12 protein-coding genes are annotated in these 14,108 nt (G+C 72.0%); 7 read left to right on the top strand and 5 right to left on the bottom strand.

Annotated features, from left to right (window positions below; genetic code table 11):
- The first annotated feature begins 102 nt into the window (after positions 1-102).
- Complete coding sequence (locus PV419_RS38605) at positions 103-1,035, top strand: LysR family transcriptional regulator (protein ID WP_319697026.1); 933 nt, start codon at positions 103-105, stop codon at positions 1,033-1,035.
- 99 nt (positions 1,036-1,134) lie between these two features.
- On the opposite strand, the gene PV419_RS38600 is transcribed toward PV419_RS38605, so the two are convergent.
- From PV419_RS38600 to glgX, 3 genes are all read right to left on the bottom strand, one after another.
- Positions 1,135-2,232, bottom strand: a complete 1,098-nt coding sequence (locus PV419_RS38600; RefSeq protein ID WP_319697024.1) for a lytic polysaccharide monooxygenase — start codon at positions 2,230-2,232, stop codon at positions 1,135-1,137.
- A gap of 141 nt (positions 2,233-2,373) precedes the next feature.
- A complete protein-coding gene (gene treY, locus PV419_RS38595) occupies positions 2,374-4,884 on the bottom strand; it encodes a malto-oligosyltrehalose synthase (RefSeq protein WP_319697022.1) in 2,511 nt (836 codons plus the stop codon).
- Positions 4,885-4,983: 99 nt separating this feature from the next.
- The gene (glgX, locus tag PV419_RS38590; protein ID WP_319697021.1) at positions 4,984-7,131 is read right to left on the bottom strand and encodes a glycogen debranching protein GlgX; all 2,148 of its coding nucleotides are present in this window, start codon (positions 7,129-7,131) and stop codon (positions 4,984-4,986) included.
- 234 nt (positions 7,132-7,365) lie between these two features.
- On the opposite strand from glgX, the gene PV419_RS38585 reads away from it, so the two are divergent.
- The 4 genes from PV419_RS38585 to PV419_RS38570 all read left to right on the top strand — a co-directional run bounded on the left by PV419_RS38585 (position 7,366) and on the right by PV419_RS38570 (position 11,243).
- Positions 7,366-8,172 carry a Tat pathway signal sequence domain protein gene (locus tag PV419_RS38585; RefSeq protein ID WP_319697020.1) on the top strand — a complete coding sequence of 269 codons (807 nt, stop codon included), beginning with the start codon at positions 7,366-7,368 and terminating at the stop codon, positions 8,170-8,172.
- A 56-nt stretch (positions 8,173-8,228) separates the two neighbouring features.
- Positions 8,229-9,566, top strand: a complete 1,338-nt coding sequence (locus PV419_RS38580; RefSeq protein WP_319697018.1) for a copper amine oxidase — start codon at positions 8,229-8,231, stop codon at positions 9,564-9,566.
- Between the two features lie 89 nt (positions 9,567-9,655).
- Entirely contained in the window at positions 9,656-10,909 is a 1,254-nt protein-coding gene (locus PV419_RS38575; protein WP_319697016.1) for an SAV2148 family HEPN domain-containing protein, read from the top strand.
- 118 nt (positions 10,910-11,027) lie between these two features.
- Positions 11,028-11,243, top strand: coding sequence for a hypothetical protein (locus PV419_RS38570; RefSeq protein WP_319697015.1), 216 nt, complete (start codon positions 11,028-11,030; stop codon positions 11,241-11,243).
- Here the strand turns inward: PV419_RS38570 and PV419_RS38565 are convergent.
- Together PV419_RS38565 and PV419_RS38560 are read right to left on the bottom strand one after the other, a co-directional pair.
- Positions 11,189-12,049, bottom strand: coding sequence for an ABC transporter ATP-binding protein (locus tag PV419_RS38565; protein ID WP_319697014.1), 861 nt, complete (start codon positions 12,047-12,049; stop codon positions 11,189-11,191). The genes PV419_RS38570 and PV419_RS38565 overlap by 55 nt on opposite strands.
- On the bottom strand, positions 12,046-12,780 hold the full coding sequence (locus PV419_RS38560; protein ID WP_319697012.1) for a FadR/GntR family transcriptional regulator: 735 nt from the start codon (positions 12,778-12,780) through the stop codon (positions 12,046-12,048). Before PV419_RS38560 ends, PV419_RS38565 begins: the two co-directional genes overlap by 4 nt.
- 166 nt (positions 12,781-12,946) lie before the next feature.
- Here PV419_RS38560 and PV419_RS38555 point away from each other — a divergent pair, with 166 nt between their 5' ends.
- Both PV419_RS38555 and PV419_RS38550 read left to right on the top strand, forming a co-directional pair.
- Positions 12,947-13,672, top strand: coding sequence for a 3'-5' exonuclease (locus PV419_RS38555; RefSeq protein ID WP_319697011.1), 726 nt, complete (start codon positions 12,947-12,949; stop codon positions 13,670-13,672).
- 177 nt (positions 13,673-13,849) lie between these two features.
- Positions 13,850-14,108, top strand: a 259-nt coding sequence (locus tag PV419_RS38550) for a helix-turn-helix domain-containing protein (protein ID WP_319697009.1), incomplete at its 3' end; no start/stop codon positions are given.

Raw genomic sequence — 14,108 nt, 5'->3', positions numbered from 1 at the left:
TCCAGCCTGTGCCCCTACCGCGGCATGAGTCCAAGGCAAAGTTTCTCTGGATACGATGAATTTTCTGCATGGGGAGGATGGCGGCGAAGGGGGAAACCGCGGATGAGTCTGCGTCAGATGGAATATCTCGTGGCGGTGGTCGAGGAGGCGTCCTTCACCCATGCCGCCGAGCTGCTGGGTGTCACCCAGTCCGCGCTCTCCCATCAGATCAAGGCCCTGGAGCGGGAGGTCGGCGGGCCGCTGCTGGAGCGGCTGCCGCGGGGGGTGCGTCTGACGCCCATGGGCCGGGCGTATCTGCCGCATGCCGAATTCGCGGTGCGCAGCGCCCGGCAGGCGCGGCGCGCGGCGCGGGCGGCGGCCGGGGCGGCGGGTGGCGAGCTGCATATCGCCACCCTGCACGCGTTCGCCATCGGGGTGCTCCCCGAGGTTCTCGCGCGCTGGCGGCGCGACCATGGGCAGGTGCGCCTGGTGGTGCACGAGTACGCCACCGGAGGGGAGCTGCGCGAGGGCATGGAGCGCGGTGTCGCGGACGTCGCCGTCGGGCACCGGCCCGAGGGCTGGCGGGGCCCAGTGGTGACGGTGGGCGAGGAGGAGATAGTGGTCGTGGTGGCGCTGGATGATCCGCTGACCGGGCGGGAGGCGGTCCGGCTGGCCGACCTGGCGGACCGGGACTGGGTGCGCTGCGCGCTGGAGCCGGTGGTCGAGGGCCGTCGTTTCCTGGACGTGGCCTGTGAGCGGGTGGGCTTCACGCCTCGTACCGGTGTCGACACCGAGCACACCTCGACGGCCGTGCGCATGGCCGCCGCGGGAGCGGGAGTCCTCATCACGGCCGCGCATGTGGCCATGGCCCACGACTGCGCGGTGCTGCCCCTGGATCCGCCCTGGCAGCGCGAGCTGACCGCGTTCTCCCGGGTCGAGCTCACCGGGGCCGCTGCCTCCTTTGTCGGGCTGCTGGACCGGCGGTGGTGGGGGCGGACGGGGAAAGGCCGGTCTGCCGCCCACGAGGGGGAAGGGGGCGGCAGACCGGCAGGGTGAGGTGCACCTGACAGGGCGGAGGAAGCGGATCAGGGCACCGTGCGGATCAGGGTGGTCGGGGCAGCGCGCTGTGCGGGTCAGCGCGCTGCGCGATGCGGGTCAGTGCACCATACAGATCGGCGTGGCCGCCGCGTCGGGCGAGCCGCCGCTGGCCGCATAGCCGAAGGTCGTCGACGCTCCGGCCGCCAACGAGCCGTTCCAGTCGGCGTTGGTGACCGATGCCGATGACCCTGTGGCGGTCAGTTTGCCGTTCCAGAGGCTGTCCACCCGCTGCCCGGACGGCAGTGTCCAGTCGACCATCCAGGAGGAGATGGGGGTGGCGCCGGTGTTGGCCACCGTCACCTCGGCCTGGTAGCCGCCGTTCCAGGTGCTGGTGGTCTTCTGGGTGGCGGTGCACTTGGCCGTCGGCGGGTCGGTCGGGTCACTGCCGCCGCTGGAGGCGCCCGGCACCGTCACCTCACCGTTGCCGCCGTCGAAGACCACGTCGGAGCAGCTGTAGAAGGTCTCCTGGCTGTCCGAGCGGGTCCAGACGGTGTAGATGATGTGACGGCCGCTCTTGCCCGAGGGCAGATTGGCGGTCCAGGTGTACTTGCCGTCCACCGTGCCGACCGGGCCCGTCTGCGGCGGGTTCGTCACCGTGTTGAACGGCTGGTCCTCCAGGTCGTTCCAGGTGAGCGGCTTCGTCGGGTCGATCGCGTTCTTGGTGACGTAGCTTCGGAACGAACCGGGGTGCGCGGCCCAGGCGTTGTAGGTGAACTGCATCGACTTACCGGCGGTCAGATGGGTCACCGGCCAGTCCTTGCTGCCCAGGTCGAAGCCGGAGAAGTTGTAGACGGTGGCCGCGCCGCTGCACAGCTGGCCGTCCGGGATGAAGCCCTTGGTCCGGCCCGCCCCGTCCGAGCGCAGCACCGCGAACCAGTTGTAGAACGGCGTCGCCCCGCTCTTGTCGAACGCGGCCTTGCAGGCGGGGTTGGTCGGCTTGACCTCTCCGGTGCTGGACAGGCTGTACTTCCAGCACAGATAGGTGCGGCTGCCCGGTGCCATCGGCGCGCCGTGCGCGGAGGCGCTGCCGCCGCCGAAGAAGACCAGCCCGAGGGCGGGCAACACACCGAGCAGGACCAGCAGTACGGACCGGCGGGCGCGGGAGCGGCCCGGCGGTTGAGCGGGACGTGCGAGAGCCATCAATCGTCGTGGCATTGCGCTTCTTCTTCCCTTCGACGCGAACGGGTCAGGAACCGTCGTATGGGAGCGCTCCCAAGTTACTTTGTGAAGGTAGCGCCGTCCGGAGTACCTGTAAATGCTTTAGGCCGCGAACACAGCACCAGTTCTGGCGGAGCGTCAGGTTCGGACCAGCAGCGCCACCGGGAATCGGTCGAAGAGGCCGCTCAACGGGGCCGCGCCCGCGGCCGCCCGCCCGGTCAGCAGATCCCGCCAGCGGCCCGGCGGCAGCGCCAGCGCCGTGCCGCGCCAGCCGCCCGCCTCCGCCAGCCGCCGCGACAGCCGGGTGACGGCTGTGATCGCCCCGCCGCCCCCGCCGCCTTCCGCGCCGCCATCCCCGCCTTCGGCCGCACCCCGCCCCTCGCCAAGGCTGTCCGTCCGCAGAAAGGCCACACAGTGCGCCGCCGCCGGGCCCTCGGCGGCCAGCGGGAGGTACGCGCCGGACGGCCCGAACCACCGGGGCCGGTGCCGCCGCAGGCGCAGGGCCGCCGCGGTCAGCAGCAGCTTCTCGGCCGACGGCCCGTCCGGCTCGCGCCCCGCGTCCAGGCGGGCGAGCGACTCGGGGCGCGGCTCGGGCGGGCGGCGGTTGTCGGGGTCGACCAGTGCGGCGTAGGTGTGCTCGGTGCCCATGTAGAGGTCCGGTACGCCCGGCATGGTCAGGTGCAGGAGCGCCGCGCCCAGCGCGTTGGCGTGTGCCGGGGCGTCCAGCGCGCCGTCCAGCGCCGCCCACGCCGGGTGGTCGGGGTCGCACGGGCCCGCCTTGAGGAAGGCGGCGACCTCGTCCTCGTACGCCGGGTCCTGCTCGGTCCAGGTCGTCCGCAGCCCCGCCTCCCGCACCCCCTTGAGGACCGCGGGCGCCAGCCGCTCGCCGTCCGGGGCCCCGAGGCCCACCGCGGTCTGCCACGCCGTCCACGCCAGATGGGCGTCGAGTGCCGCCGCGGTGCCCGACGCCGTCTCCCGCGCCTCCACCGCCACTGCTACTGCCTCCAGCAGCTTCGCCCATCGGTCGGGGCACTCGGTCAGCGCCGCGAGCCGCGCCCGCACATCCGCGCTGCGCTTGGTGTCATGCGTGGACAGCACGGTGCCGGCCTGGGGCCAGTCGGCCTGCAGCCGGGCGGCGAAGTCATGGAACCGGTCGGGGGAGACGGCCGGTTGCCCCGGGTCGCCGCCGACCTCCGCCGCCGAGAGCAGCGGGGCGTAGCGGTAGAAGGCGGTGTCCTCGACCGATTTGGCGCGCAGCGCGGCGGCGGTCTGCGCGAAGCGCGCGCAGAAGTCGCGGTGGTGCGGTCCGTCGCCCAGTCTGCCGAGCGCCGCGTCCCGCACCGTGAACACCACCCGCGCCTCCTCCCGCACCGCGAACGCCGCCTGGGCGTCCCCCGCCGCCAGGATCAGCATCTCGGCGTCCGTCCGGGTCGCCGGGGCGTCGGGGGAGACGTACGGGCGGTAGACCGGCAGCCGCACCAGCAGCTCATGGATCGCCGTGCGCAGCGCCCAGGGCGCGTGGTCGCGCAGCCGCGGTTCGGCGGCGCAGATCCGCACGGCGGTGCGCACCAGCCGCTCCACCTCGGCGGCCAGCTCATGCGTCACCACACGGTGTGCGGCGCGCCGCACGGTCGCCGGCCAGTCGCCGCCCAGGTCCTCGGGGGGTGCGGCGAAGCCGCGGTACCGCGCGGTCAGCTCCGCCAGCCCGGCCGGGTCGACGAAGAGGCCGTCGATGTGGTGCAGGGCGTCATAGCCGGTCGTGCCGGCGACCGGCCAGTGCGCGGGCAGCCGCTCTCCCCGGCCGAGGATCTTCTCCACGACGGTCCACCGGCCGCCGCCCGCCGCGGCCCGCACCTCGCGGTCCAGCCGCCGCAGATAGCCCTCCGGGTCGGCGAGGCCGTCCGGATGGTCCACCCGCAGCCCGTCGATCACCCCGTCGCGCACCAGCTCCAGCAGCTTCCCGTGGGTCGCCGCGAAGACCTCGGGATCCTCCACCCGCACCGCGATCAGCTCGGAGATGGTGAAGAAGCGCCGGTAGTTCAGCTCCGTGCGGGCCAGCCGCCACCAGCCCAGCCGGTACCACTGCCGGTCCAGCAGCTGGGGCAGCGGCATCCCCTCGGTGCCGGGCCGCAGCGGGAACTCGTGGTCGTGGTAGCGCAGCACCCCGTCCGCCGCCCGCAGCTCCGCCAGCTCGTCGCCGAGCGGTCCGCCGAGGACCGGCAGCAGCACCTTGCCGCCGTGGCGGCCCCAGTCGATGTCGAACCACCGCGCATACGGCGAGGCGGGCCCGTCCTTCAGCACCTCCCACAGCGGTCTGTTGAGCCGCTCCGGCGCGGGCACCGCCATGTGGTTGGGGACGATGTCGACGATCAGCCCGAGCCCGTGGGCGCGCGCCGTACGGGCCAGGGCGCGCAGCCCCTCCTCGCCGCCCAGCTCCGCCCGCACGGCCGAGTGGTCGACCACGTCATAGCCGTGTGTGGAGCCGGGGCGGGCCTCCAGCACCGGCGAGAGGTGCAGATGCGACACGCCGAGCGCGGCCAGATACGGCACGGCCGCGCGCGCCGCCTCGAAGGGGAAGGCGGGCTGCAGCTGCAGCCGGTAGGTGGCGGTCGGCGCGGAGGACCCGGGCACGGTGCGGTCGGACGTCATAGAACGTACGTACCCACAACCCGCCCGGCATCAGATCGAAGCACCCGCCAAACACTCGTACGAGGGTTTCTGTGCCCGACCGGGAACCCGACCCGGCCCCTACCCCGGCCGCTGCAGCACCAGCAGGCTCCGGTCCACCAGCGTCAGCCGGTCGCCCGCCGCCACCTTCGCCCCGCTGCCGGGCTCCACGCCCTCCGGCAGCGAGGTGTCCACGATCACCTGCCACTGCTTGCCGTGGTCGATGGGCACCGTGAAGTCCAGCGGCTCGTGGTGCGCGTTGAACATCAGCAGGAAGGAGTCGTCGGTGATCCGCTCCCCGCGCGGCCCCGGCTCGGAGATAGCGCTGCCGTTGAGGAAGACCGTCAGCGATTTGGCGTGCGCCGCCTGCCAGTCGCGCTGCCGCATCTCCTCGCCCTCGGCCGTGAACCACGCGATGTCCGAGAGCTCGTCGTGGGTGCCCTCCACCGGCCGTCCGTGGAAGAAGCGGCGCCGCCGGAAGACCGGGTGGTCGCGGCGCAGCCAGATCAGCGAGCGGGTGAAGCGCAGCAGCTCCAGGGCCGGCGCGTCCGCCTCGGCAGCCTGGGCCGCCTGGTTTTTGGGTTCCGGCCATTGCACCCAGGACACCTCGTTGTCCTGGCAGTACGCGTTGTTGTTGCCGTGCTGGGTGCGCGCGAACTCGTCGCCGTGGCTGAGCATCGGCACGCCCTGGGAGAGCATCAGCGTCGCGATGAAGTTGCGCATCTGGCGCTCACGCAGCGCCCGCACCGCCGGGTCGTCGGTCTCGCCCTCGACGCCGCAGTTCCACGAGCGGTTGTAGCTCTCGCCGTCCTGGTTGCCCTCGCCGTTGTCCTCGTTGTGCTTCCTGTCGTACGAGACCAGGTCGCGCAGCGTGAACCCGTCGTGGCAGGTGACGAAGTTGACGGAGGCCAGCGGCCGCCGCCCGTCGCCCTGGTAGAGGTCGGAGGAGCCGGTGAGCCGGGAGGCGAACTCGGCAAGGGTGCGCGGCTCGCCCCGCCACAGATCGCGCACCGTATCGCGGAACTTGCCGTTCCATTCGGTCCACAGGGGCGGGAAGTTCCCCACCTGGTAGCCGCCCTCGCCGACGTCCCAGGGCTCGGCGATCAGCTTCACCTGGCTGACCACCGGGTCCTGCTGCACCAGGTCGAAGAACGAGGACAGCCGGTCGACCTCGTGGAACTGCCGGGCCAGCGTGGCCGCCAGATCGAAGCGGAAGCCGTCGACCCGCATCTCGGTCACCCAGTAGCGCAGCGAGTCCATGATGAGCTGCAGGACGTGCGGGCTGCGCATCAGCAGGGAGTTCCCGGTGCCGGTGGTGTCCGTGTAGTACCGCCGGTCGTTGCCCAGCCGGTAGTACGAGGCGTTGTCCAGGCCCCGGAAGGACAGCGTCGGGCCCAGGTGGTTGCCCTCGGCGGTGTGGTTGTAGACGACGTCGAGGATCACCTCGATGCCGGCCTGGTGGAGGGCGCGTACGGCCGACTTGAACTCCAGGACCTGCTGTCCCCGGTCGCCCCAGGAGGCGTAGGCGTTGTGCGGGGCGAAGAACCCGATGGTGTTGTAGCCCCAGTAGTTCGACAGGCCCGCGTCGGCCAGCCGGTGGTCGTGCACGAACTGGTGCACCGGCATCAGTTCGAGCGTGGTGACGCCCAGTTCCGTCAGATGTTCGATGATCGCGGGGTGCGCGAGCGCCGCGTAGGTTCCGCGCAGCTCGTCCGGCAGCCGCGGATGGCGCATGGTGAGGCCCTTGACATGGGCCTCGTAGATGACGGTGCGGTGGTAGTCGGTGCGCGGCGGCCGGTCGTCGCCCCAGTCGAAGTAGGGGTTGACCACGACCGAGGCCATGGTGTGGGGGGCGGAGTCGAGGTCGTTGCGCTTCTCGGGCCGGTGGAAGTGATAGCCGTAGACCTCCTCGCCCCAGTTGATCTGTCCGCTGAGCGCCTTGGCGTACGGGTCGAGCAGCAGCTTGGCGGAGTTGCACCGGTGGCCGCGCTCCGGCTGGTACGGGCCGTGGGCCCGGAAGCCGTAGCGCTGGCCGGGCATGATCCCCGGCAGATAGGCGTGGCGTACGAAGGCGTCGGTCTCGCGCAGCTCCACCGCGGTCTCCGAGCCGTCGTCGTGCAGTAGGCACAGCTCGATCCGAACGGCGGCCTCGGAGAAGACCGCGAAGTTGGTTCCGGCGCCGTCGTAGGTGGCGCCCAGGGGGTAAGCCTGTCCCGGCCAGACCTGCATGCGTCGACTCTTCCACTTCTTCCCCGGGGCCCGCGAGCACCCCTGGGCACCGGACGAGGAGGAATCCTTGCCCAACTCGCGCCCTGACGTAGCCCTTTCGCCACAACTTCCTGAAAACGAAGGCAACCTGCGGCGAGATCGGTTCGTCCTACGGGGTGACTCCGCATACTGGATCTCCCGGTATGCGGTCCCATGCGACCTGAGGGGTGTTTGGGGGAGAATGTGCGCACGATAATGCACCGTCACCTGGGCAAGGTGGTGGCGGGTGCGGCCATCGCGGTCACCGCCACCGCGGTGATGGTGGGAGTGACCCTCCCGAGTGACGCGTCCGGCCAGGAGAAGGGCGCGGCCGCCGGGCGCGACGGCGGCCCGCAGAGCTCGACGGCCGAACAGGGCCAGTCGGCGCGGCAGCAGCCCGCTGTCGTGGAGTCGGCCCCCGCGCGGGGGAAGACGGGCACCGGCCGGGATCCGCTCACGGACGACGAGATGAAGCGCGCCGAACAGCTCGCGCTCGGCCGGAACCTCCGCGACAGCGGGGAGAACGTCACCGGCGGCAAGGGCCCGCAGCGACTGGCCACCGACCTCGCGGAGCTGTCTCCCGAGGATGTGACGAAGGCCGACCCGCCGCGCCGCGCCGAGGTCTCGTACTACGACTACAAGGACGACACCTACGTCATCAAGACCATCGACCTCGCCTCCGGCAAGGTCGAGCACACCGAAACCCAGCGCGGCGTCCAGCCGCCGCCCACCCGCGACGAGGCGCGCGAGGCCGCCCGGCTGCTGATCGCCGACAAGCTCGGCGACGGCCTCAAGCGGGACTACAAGGACGCCACCGACAGAGCGCTCACCGGCCCCGACCAGCTGACCGTCACCGGCTTCGTCTACCGGGTCGACGAGGAGAACGCCGGGCCGGCCGCCCTCGCGGACTGCGGCACCCACCGCTGCGTGCGGCTGTTCACCAAGGTCCTGCACGGGCAGTGGATCGACACCCGGCAGCTGGTGATCGACCTGAGCGACCGCACCGTCCACCGGCTCGGCTGACGGGCGCCGGCGCGCTCCCTTCCGCACACCTTCACGTCCATCACAGGAGTACCCCCATGCCTGAAAGAAGGCTTCGCCGTGCCCGCTCGCGGGTCGCGGCGGCCCTCGGCGCCTCGGCGCTCATCGGCGTCACGGGCGTCGCGGCCGGTCCTGCCGGATCAGCCCAGGCCGCCCCGAAGGCGCCCGCGAAGGCCCCGGCCGCCGCCGCGGACTGCTCGGCCGCGTACCGGATCGAACAGAAGCTGGACGGCGGCACCACCTGGCGGATGTGCTGGCACTACAACGGCAAGGCCGGGCTCGTGCTCGACAACGTCTCGTACCAGCCCAAGGGCGAGCCCGCCCCCATCAAGGTGCTGACCAGCGCGAGACTCGGCCAGATCCATGTGCCGTACGACGACGGCAGCAATGAGTACGACGACCTCACCGGGCAGCCCTTCGCCCAGGAGCTGCAACAGCTCGACCCGGCCGAATGCCCGGGCGGCACCATCAAGACCGTCCGCGTGCCCGGCGCATGGGACCCGGATCACCCGGATGTGAAGGGTCTGTGCGCCACCACCCGCGCCCGCGGCCACGCCTACCGCATGGGCGGCGCCGGCCCCGACGGCGACAAGGTCTACCAGCGGCAGGGCAAGGACCTGCTCCTCTACACCGTCAACCAGGTCGGCTGGTACGAGTACATCACCGAGTGGCGGTTCTCCGGCGACGGCACCATGTCCATGCAGGTCGGCGCCACCGGCACGCTCTCCCCGCTGGACTACGACGCGGGCGACGGCCGCGGCTGGCCGATCGGCAAGGGCGCCAAGGACTACGCCACCAGCCACGCCCACAACGTTTTCTGGCGGCTGAACTTCGGCCTCGACGGCTCCCCCAAGAGCAAGATCGAGCAGTACGACTCCAAGACCACCACGGCCACCGGCCAGAAGCCCAAGACCAAGACCACCCGCACCAAGGTCACCAAGGAGCTGGCCGGGGACGCCGCCGCCCAGCGCTGGTGGCGGGTCGTGTCCACCGCGGGCAAGAACAAGGACGGCCACCCGCGCAGCTACGAGATCGTGCCCGGCCACACCAGCAAGTTCCCCGGCCGCAGCTACACCAGGCACGACGTGTACTTCACCGAGTACAAGAAGTGCGAGCAGTTCGCCAGCCACAACCCGCGCGGCTGCGCCCAGGGCGCGGGCAACAGCGTCGACAAGTGGGTGAACGGCCAGACCCTCAAGCACCCCATCGTGTGGGTCAACATCGGGTTCCACCACATCGCCCGCGACGAGGACCAGGAGCCCATGCCGGTGCACTGGCAGGGCTTCCAGCTCGCCCCGCGGGACGTCACCGCTATGAATCCCCTCACGCCTTCTGCACTGTCCGATCACAACGGCCATACAGAAGGCGAAGGTTGACCGTAAGGTCGATCGATCGAGCTGCACCGCCCCCGTCCGCCGCAGTAGTCTGCGGTGATCGTTGGACGGGGGCGGAAGGCGGTGCGCAGGTGAGCTCGGGCGGGCTGGAGCTGCCCCCTGGGGACTCGGTTCCCGGGGGAGACGGCGCCACCGACGCACCCCCCGGTGCGGTGTCCCTGGTGCAGCCGGTGGAGATCGGAGCGGAACTGGACTGGGGCGCCGACGCCTGGGCCGAGGTGCGCACCCGCGCACGCCGGGCCGGGCGGGCCTACATCTGGCTGAACCTCGTCGAGCAGCGGCTGCGCGCGGTCGTGGCCGCCGTGCTCCGTCCCATCTACGAACCGGTCCACCACGACGACTGGGTCGTCGCCGCGGCCGGGCCCGCCGGACAGGAGTGGGTGCAGCGCGCGGTCGCCGTACGGGAGGTGAGCCGCCGCAAGGGCTATCTGCTGGACCCGGCGGACGACAACGTCCTCAGCTTCCTCACCCTGCCGCAGCTGCGCGAACTCCTCGTCCAGCACTGGCCGTGCTTCGAGCCGTACCTCGACGACCGGCGCGAGGTGGAGCTGGCCCTGGACGAGCTGGAGGTCGCCCGCAACGTCGTCTCCCGCAACCGGGCCCTGTCCCTGACCGTGCTGGCCCAAGCCGAGCGCGCCTCCGCCCGGCTCCTGGACATACTCGGCAGCGGCACCGGTACCCCCTCCGCCGACCGGCTGCCCATCGACGCCGTCGAAGACCTGGTGGGGGACCGGTACGCGGACGTCGTGGGGGTCCACTCCGACCGGGTGCGGCTGCAGCGGCAGCTGCCCGTCGAGGACCTCTTCGGCAACGCCCGCCGCCTCGACGCCGTCGGCATCGGTCTGGGCCTCCTGGTCCAGAACTACTCCGGCCGCCGGCTGGTCCGGCTGGCCGAAGCCGGCTGCCGGGCCCGGCTGCTGTTCCTCAACCCGGCCAGCAGCGCGGTGCGGCGGCGCGAGCGCGAGCTGGGGCTGAAGAAGGGCGAGATGAGCCGGTCGGTGGAAATGAACATCCTCCACATGCGGCGGGTACGCGCCCGGCTGCGTGACCCCGGCGCGTTCGAGATCCACGTCTTCGACGAGACCCCGCGCTTCACCGCCTACCTGGTCAACGGCGACGGCGCCGACGGCCTGGCCGTCGTCCAGTCGTATCTGCGCAAGGCCCGGGGCATCGAGGCCCCGGTACTGGTGCTGCGCGGCGCGGGGCGTGGGGGCGACGTGGTGCGGGACGGGCAGGACATGAGCCGTGACGGCGAGAACGGGCTGTTCGGTACGTACCGGGAGGAGTTCGAGAGCGTGTGGGCGGACTCCCGGCCGGTGTCCTGAGGCTCGCGCGCTCCGGCGCTGTCGGTGGCGGCGGATAGCGTCCTGGCACGCCGGATGCCTACACCACGCTGCCCAGCTTCCTGGCGCCGGAGTCAAGGAGGGCGACCACATCTGTCCCGTGCGCGCCTTCCGCAAGCGGCTGTGGGCGCTGGGCCGCATGGACCGGGCGGTGCCGCCCGGCCTGCTGGCCTCCTTGACCTACCGCTCCCGGCGGGGCGAGCGCCGCGTCAAGCACGTCGAGGACGGCGAGCTGAAGCGCTCCCACAGCGTGCAGGGCGTCTACCGGCCGGCCCCCGAGTCGGCGGCGGCCATGGTCGCGCTGGTGGCCGGCTGAACCGTACGGCCGGTACGGGCCCGGCCGGTGCGGGCCGTCCAGCGGCCGTCGGTGCGGGTGATACGGACCGGGTGGCCGAAGCAGGCGCTGATCCGCTCCGTGGTGACCACCTCGTCGGCCGCCCCGGAGGCCAGGGCGCGCCCTTCGCGCAGCAGCAGCGCGTGCGTGGTGCTGGCCGGCAGCTCCTCCAGATGGTGCGTCACCAGGACGGTCGCCAGCCGTGGATGGTCGCGCCGCAGCGCGTCCAGGCTGTCCAGCAGCTGCTCGCGCGCCGCCAGGTCCAGGCCGGTGGCCGGCTCGTCGAGCAGCAGCAGGCGCGGACGGGGCATCAGCGCCCGGGCGATCAGGACCCGGCCGCGCTCGCCCTGGGACAGGGTGGGCCACAGGGCGTCGCGCCGGGCGCCCACCCCGAGCGTGTCGAGCAGCCGCTCGGCCTGCTCCAGCCGGCCGGGCTCGGGGCGTCGGCGCGGAACGGTCTCGACGGTGTTGGTCAGCCCGGTCAGCACCACGTCCCGCACCCGCAGCGGGGAGCGCAGCGGATGGCGCGGGTTGACATGGCCGACGAGGGTGCGCAGCTCCCGCAGGTCCACCCGGCCCAGTGTGTGCCCCAGGACCTGCACCGTGCCCCGAGTGGGGTGGGTCAGCGCGCCGAGCAGGCCGAGCAGGGTGCTCTTGCCCGCGCCGTTGGCGCCGAGCAGCGCCCAGTGCTCGCCCTCGCGCACGGTCAGCGAGACCGACCGGAGCAGATACCGGCCGTCGCGTACGACGTCGACGTCCCCCGCCCGCAGCACCGGGGAGCCGGTCATCGCACTGCCTCTTCAACTGAGCCGACCGGGCCGACGGGGTCGACCAGGGCCATGACGGACTCCAGGTGCCCGGTGGTGGCCGCGATCGCGGCCGCGGCGTCGCCGCGCGCCAGGGCGTCCAGCAGCTCCGCGTGCGCACAGGACAGATCGGGCAGCCCTGTCTCGTACGTCACCATCTCGACCAGCGCCTCGCGCAGCACCGGCAGTACGGAGGTGAACAGGCCGAGCAGCACGGCGTTGCCCGACAGTTCGACGACCGTCCGGTGGAACTCCAGGTCGGCGTCCACGAAGGCGGCCGGCCCGGCCCCGGCGGCCTCCTGCCGCCGCTTCAGGTCCGCGGCGAGCCGGGCGACGTCCTCGGGGCGCGTCCGCCGCGCGGCCAGCCGGGCGGCCTCCACCTCGAGGGCCCTGCGGACCTCGTAGACCTCCAGCAGCCGGGCGCGGCGCAGCAGATGCCGCAGGTCCAGCTCCCCGTCCGCCCCGGCCTGCTCGGGCCCGGTCCGAGTGACGAAGGTGCCCGAGCCGTGGCGTACGTCCAGCAGCCCGTCCCGGGCCAGCAGCCGTACGGCCTCCCGCACCGAGGACCGGCCGACGCCCAGCTCGGCCGCGAGCATCACCTCGTTGGGCAGCCGCTCGCCGGGCTCCCAGCGCCCGTCACGCAGCATGTCCCGCAGCGCGCCTTCGACCTGCGGTACGACACGCCCGTGCCGCAGCCGGGTCGGCTCCGCCATGCCCCCACCTCTTTCGATCATGTCCGATGGCGGGGACTCTAACACGAGTCCTCAGACGTCTGAGGACTCATCGCGCCGGTGGGCCCATCGCGGCGGCGGGCTCGGGGCGTTGTCAGTGGTGCGTGGGAGGGTGGTGCACACCAGGGGGAAGTAAAGGAGGGCCGGTATGGGCTGGCACCGGGAGCTGCTGATCGGATTCGACCTCGAGACCACGGGCACGGACCCGGGGGAGGCGCGGATCGTGACGGCGGCCGTGGTCGAGGTGAGGGGCGGGGAGCCGGTCGGGCGGCGCGAGTGGCTGGCCGATCCGGGCATGACCATTCCGGACGGCGCCGTGGCCGTGCACGGTATCACCACACAGCGGGCGGCGGCCGAGGGACGCCCCGCGCGCGAAGTGGCCGACGAGATAGCGGACGTGCTGGTGGCCCACTGGCGGGCGGGTGCGCCGGTGGTGGCGTACAACGCGGCGTTCGATCTGAGCCTGCTCGCCGCCGAGTTGCGGCGCCATGGGCTGCCCTCGCTGGGCGAGCGGCTGGGCGGTGCCGAGACCGGCCCGGTCGTGGACCCGTACACGATAGACCGGGCCGTCGACCGGTACCGCAAGGGCAAGCGCACACTGGAGGCGGTGTGCGGGGAGTACGGGGTGGTTCATGAGCGGGCCCATGAGGCGGGGGCGGACGCGTTGGCGGCGGTCCGCGTCGCGTGCGCGGTCGCGGAGCGACACGGTCAGGTGGCGGGTCTGGACCTGTGGGACCTGCACCGCAAGCAGGTCGTCTGGTATGCCCGATGGGCGGCCGACCTCCAGACCTGGCTGCGCCGCAAGACGCCGGACGCGGTGGTGGACGGCAGCTGGCCGCTCCACGAGGTCCAGCCGGAGGCGGTGCCGGGCTGACAGCCCCACGGCGCGGCAGGGTGTTTAACAGTCGATCGATTGGCCTGGGGATCCTGGGTGATGCGGGGTATCACATCGAGGATATTTCATCAGTATTTCTCTCTCTCTTCACTACATTGGGCTGGATTCATGTGAGTTGGGGCGTTCAGTAGGAGGTGTGGACCTACCGTCTGGGCTATGGAGTTGCTGCGATTGGCGGTAGCGGCGCGGCGGGTGGGGGTTCATCCGGACACGTTGCGCCTGTGGGCGAAGGCAGGGAAGGTGCCTGCGGTGTGGGTGGGACGCGAGCGCCGGTTTCCCTCAACCGCATTGGACGCCCTCATCGTTGATGACGATCGGAAGCCTGTCGGGGGCCGCGAGCGGCGTGAAGCCCTTTATGTGCGGGTGTCGGGCAGCACGGGGCAGGAATCGTCGCTGGCCGCGCAGGAAGCGGAGC

Origin of the sequence: Streptomyces sp. ME19-01-6, assembly GCF_033793745.1 — a bacterium.
In the GTDB taxonomy this organism is placed as follows: Bacteria; Actinomycetota; Actinomycetes; order Streptomycetales; family Streptomycetaceae; genus Streptomyces.
This window is presented reverse-complemented; position numbering and strand designations above follow the sequence as displayed.

Bases quoted from the DNA above. Each gene is read 5' to 3' on its own strand.
- PV419_RS38605 (WP_319697026.1), top strand. From the start codon at position 103: ATGAGTCTGCGTCAGATGGAATATCTCGTGGCGGTGGTCGAGGAGGCG.
- PV419_RS38600 (WP_319697024.1), bottom strand. From the start codon at position 2,232: ATGCCACGACGATTGATGGCTCTCGCACGTCCCGCTCAACCGCCGGGC.
- treY (WP_319697022.1), bottom strand. From the start codon at position 4,884: ATGACGTCCGACCGCACCGTGCCCGGGTCCTCCGCGCCGACCGCCACC.
- glgX (WP_319697021.1), bottom strand. From the start codon at position 7,131: ATGCAGGTCTGGCCGGGACAGGCTTACCCCCTGGGCGCCACCTACGAC.
- PV419_RS38585 (WP_319697020.1), top strand. From the start codon at position 7,366: ATGCACCGTCACCTGGGCAAGGTGGTGGCGGGTGCGGCCATCGCGGTC.
- PV419_RS38580 (WP_319697018.1), top strand. From the start codon at position 8,229: ATGCCTGAAAGAAGGCTTCGCCGTGCCCGCTCGCGGGTCGCGGCGGCC.
- PV419_RS38565 (WP_319697014.1), bottom strand. From the start codon at position 12,049: ATGACCGGCTCCCCGGTGCTGCGGGCGGGGGACGTCGACGTCGTACGC.
- PV419_RS38560 (WP_319697012.1), bottom strand. From the start codon at position 12,780: ATGGCGGAGCCGACCCGGCTGCGGCACGGGCGTGTCGTACCGCAGGTC.
- PV419_RS38555 (WP_319697011.1), top strand. From the start codon at position 12,947: ATGGGCTGGCACCGGGAGCTGCTGATCGGATTCGACCTCGAGACCACG.